Genomic DNA, 3,857 nt, shown 5'->3' with positions numbered 1-3,857 from the left:
TGCCACCCTCACCGGCAACCTCGACGCGTTCCGTGTCGGCATCCCCCTGGGCAAACTAGCCCAACCGACCGATGTGGCCAACGCGGTCGCCTTCCTCCTCTCCGACCAGGCCTCACACATCACCCTCCACACCCTGACCGTCGACGGCGGCGCCGCACTCGGCGCGTGAGCACGCCTTGAGCACCGTTCCCCTCAAGGGGCGCTGCCCTTCCGTATACGCGCCGCTCCCCTTCCATATGTGAGGCGCTGCCCTTCCGTATGTATCGATGTGAAAGGACATCCCACCACCATGGCTGGTCCCGGTCTTCCACCCATCGAGTCGTACCCCTTGCCCACGTCGACGGAGCTCCCGGCGACCACCGCGCCCTGGACCCCCGACCCCGCGCGCGCGGTGCTGCTGATCCACGACATGCAGCGCTACTTCCTCAAGCCGTTCCCCGAGCCGTTGCGCAGCCAACTCGTGCAGAACGCGGTCGTGTTGCGCGAGCGCTGTGCCGAACTCGGCGTTCCCGTCGCCTACACCGCCCAGCCCGGCGGCATGAGTGCCCACCAGCGGGGCCTGTTGAAGGACTTCTGGGGTCCCGGCATGCGGCCGGCCCCCGCCGACCGAGCCGTGGTCGACGCCCTCGCCCCGCGTGACGGGGACTGGCTGGTGACCAAGTGGCGCTACAGCGCGTTCCATCACACCGACCTGCTGACCCGGATGCGTTTCCACCAGCGTGACCAGTTGATCGTGTGCGGGATCTACGCCCACGTCGGCGTGATGATCACCGCCGTGGAGGCGTTCAGCCACGACATCGAGACGTTCATGATCGCCGACGCCGTCGCCGACTTCACCCCGGACCATCACCGCATGGCCCTCGAGTACGCCGCCGCGCGCTGCGCGGTCGTCACCACCGCCAAGGAGGTCTTCGCATGACCGGTACCCGGCCGCCGCGCACGGGCAGTCTGCTCGACGAGATCCTCGGCCCCACCCCTCCCCCGTTCGCCCTGCTGCACCGCCCCGAGGCGGCGGGCACCGGTGTGCTCGACATCCTCGTGGGCGAGGTGTCGTACCCCGACACGTTGGAGGACATAGCGCTACCGGAACCATCCGAAGCCACCGGGGCACCACGACACGAGGTACTCGCCCTGGTGCCCTACCGGCAGATCGCGGAGCGCGGCTTCCACGGCCACGACGACGGCACTCCCCTGGTGGCGATGGGCGTGACCGGCCAGGAGACCGCCGATGTGACCATGGTGCTCCAGCGACTGCCCGACGAACCCCTCCGCACCTCGGGCGCCCGATTCGACGTCGACGACGACGCCTACGCCGAGACCGTACGACGCATCATCACCGACGAGATCGGTACCGGTGAGGGCGCGAACTTCGTCATCAAGCGGACCTTCACCGTCGACATCACCGACTACACCCCGCGCACCGCGCTGACCTTCTTCAAACGGCTCCTGGAACGCGAGAAGGGAGCGTACTGGACGTTCCTGGTGCACACCGGCGAGCGCACCCTGGTCGGTGCCACCCCCGAGCGGCATATCAGTGTGCACGGCGGCACCGCCGTGATGAACCCGATCAGCGGCACCTACCGCTACCCGGCCTCCGGTCCCACCCTGCCGGAAGTGATGGACTTCCTCGCCGACCGCAAGGAGGCCGACGAGCTGTACATGGTGGTGGACGAGGAGCTGAAGATGATGGCCCGGATCTGCCCCGGCGGCGGCCGGGTGCGGGGCCCCTTCCTCAAGGAGATGGCGCGCCTGGCCCACACCGAGTACTTCATCGAGGGCCACACCACCAGCGATCCGCGCCGCATCCTGCGCGAGACCCTGTTCGCTCCGACGGTCACCGGTTCTCCGCTGGAGAGCGCCTGCCGGGTCATCGAACGGTACGAGGAGCAGGGCCGCGGCTACTACAGCGGAGTCCTCGCCCTGATGGGCCGCGACGCGGCGGGCGGGGCGTTCCTGGACTCGGCGATCTGTATCCGTACCGCCGACATCGACGCCGGCGGGCGGGTACGCATCGGTGTCGGAGCCACCTTGGTGCGTCACTCCGACCCGCTGTCGGAGGTGGCCGAGACACGCGCCAAGGCCGCCGGGCTGCTGGCCGCGCTGGAGGGCGAGGGGCCGATCCGGTTCGCCGCCCACCCTGAGGTACGGCAGGCATTGGAGCGGCGCAACGACACCATCGCCGGGTTCTGGCTCGCCGACGGCCCGCCGCAGATGCCGTACACCGAGCAGTCCTCCCCCTTGGCCGACCGACGGGTGCTCGTGGTGGACGCCGAGGACACCTTCACGTCGATGATCGGACACCAACTACGCTCGCTGGGCCTGGAGGTGACGGTACGACGCTTCGACGAACCGTACGATCTCGACGGCCACGACCTGGTGGTGATGGGCCCCGGCCCCGGTGACCCACGTGACCTGAGCCACCCCAAGATCGCCCATCTGGACGGGGCCATCGACAGTCTCCTGTCGGCACGCCGACCGTTCCTGGCGATCTGCCTCAGCCATCAGGTACTCAGCCGCCGACTCGGCCTCGACCTGGTCCGCAGGACCGTACCCAACCAGGGCGTCCAACGGGACATCGACCTCTTCGGCCGACGCGAACGCGTGGGCTTCTACAACACGTTCGCGGCCTCGTGCGCCGAGGACAAGACGGAGGCGGCGGGCATCGGCGTCATCGAGGTCGCCCGCGACCCCGACAACGACGAGGTGCACGCCCTGCGCGGAAGCCACTTCGCGTCGATGCAGTTCCACCCCGAGTCCGTGCTCACGCAGAACGGGGTGGGCATCACCGGCCACCTGGTACGCGACCTACTGACCTCGGCCCCCCTGACCCGGGCCGCCTGACCTGTCGAGGCGACCAGCGCCGACCGCCATGTGACGTACTCCCGGGCGACCTGACGGGTTTGGTGGTCGGCCTTTGCCGTGGGTGGGGCGGGGTGGGGACTATCTGCTTGCGCGGACAGGTCGGTTCTGGTGAGGGAGGGTGACTCGGTGATCAGTACGGGTGTAGTGGGGTCTGGTCGTGTTCCTGGTCCTGTTCCTGGTCGTGGCCCTGGTGGTGGTGTTGGTGGGGTTGCGGTGTTGGGTACGGGGTCGTGCCTTCCGTCTCATGTGGTGGGGAATGAGGAGGTGGGTGCGGCTGCGGGTGTGTCGGCTGAGTGGATCTGGCGGAAGACAGGGATTCGTGCGCGACGTCGGGTGAAGGCGGATGAGGCGACGTCGGATCTGGCAGTGGCTGCGGGGCGTGCGGCGTTGGAGGCTGCGGGGGTTGGTGCGGGTCAGTTGTCGTTGGTTGTGGTGGCGACATCGACTCCGGATCAGCCGCAGCCGCCGACGGCGAGTACGGTGGCTGACTTGCTGGGTGCGGGCCATGGTGTTGCGGCGTTCGATGTGAATGCGGTCTGCAGTGGCTTCGTGTTCGCGTTGAGTGTTGCCGAGCGTGTGCTTGCTGGTTCGGATGGTTCGTATGCGCTGGTCATCGGTGCGGATGTGTATTCGCGGATTCTGAATCCCGCTGATCGCCGGACGGCGATTCTGTTCGGGGATGGCGCGGGTGCGGTGGTGTTGGGTCCGGGCCGTTCTGGGCGTGGGTTGCTGGCGGGACGGTTGGCAGGATTTGGTGCTGAGCGGGATCTGATCGAGGTTCCTGCCGGTGGGAGTCGTCTTCCGGCGAGTGAGCGGACTCTTGCGGAGGGGCTGCATTTCTTCGCGATGAATGGCCGTGGGGTGCGTGAGTTCGTGGATGCCACGGTGACGCCGGCGATTGATGCGTTTGTCGGTGATGCTGGATTCAGCATGGCGGATGTGGATCATTTCGTGCCGCATCAGGCGAATGGGCGGATGCTGGAGGATCTTTCGAC

The 3,857-nt window shown here is 67.7% G+C and carries 4 protein-coding genes; all 4 read left to right on the top strand.

Annotation, left to right across the window (positions count from 1 at the left end):
- A partial coding sequence (locus tag NGF19_RS30160; RefSeq protein ID WP_252429099.1) for an SDR family oxidoreductase occupies window positions 1-169 on the top strand: 169 nt, incomplete at its 5' end.
- Between the two features lie 120 nt (window positions 170-289).
- Window positions 290-919, top strand: coding sequence for an isochorismatase family protein (locus NGF19_RS30155; RefSeq protein ID WP_252429097.1), 630 nt, complete (start codon window positions 290-292; stop codon window positions 917-919).
- Entirely contained in the window at window positions 916-2,841 is a 1,926-nt protein-coding gene (locus NGF19_RS30150; protein WP_252429096.1) for an anthranilate synthase family protein, read from the top strand. Before NGF19_RS30155 ends, NGF19_RS30150 begins: the two co-directional genes overlap by 4 nt.
- A gap of 234 nt (window positions 2,842-3,075) precedes the next feature.
- Window positions 3,076-3,857: 3-oxoacyl-ACP synthase III family protein (locus NGF19_RS30145; RefSeq protein ID WP_252429098.1), on the top strand; the 782-nt coding region annotated here is incomplete at its 3' end.

Origin of the sequence: Streptomyces macrolidinus (assembly GCF_023887685.1) — a bacterium.
Taxonomy (GTDB): Bacteria; Actinomycetota; Actinomycetes; order Streptomycetales; family Streptomycetaceae; genus Streptomyces; species Streptomyces macrolidinus.
The sequence above is the reverse complement of the archived record's forward strand: the minus strand, read 5'-3'. Positions and strand labels throughout refer to the sequence as shown.

Coding starts and splice junctions, on each gene's coding strand:
- NGF19_RS30150 (WP_252429096.1), top strand. CDS start 916: ATGACCGGTACCCGGCCGCCGCGCACGGGCAGTCTGCTCGACGAGATC.
- NGF19_RS30155 (WP_252429097.1), top strand. CDS start 290: ATGGCTGGTCCCGGTCTTCCACCCATCGAGTCGTACCCCTTGCCCACG.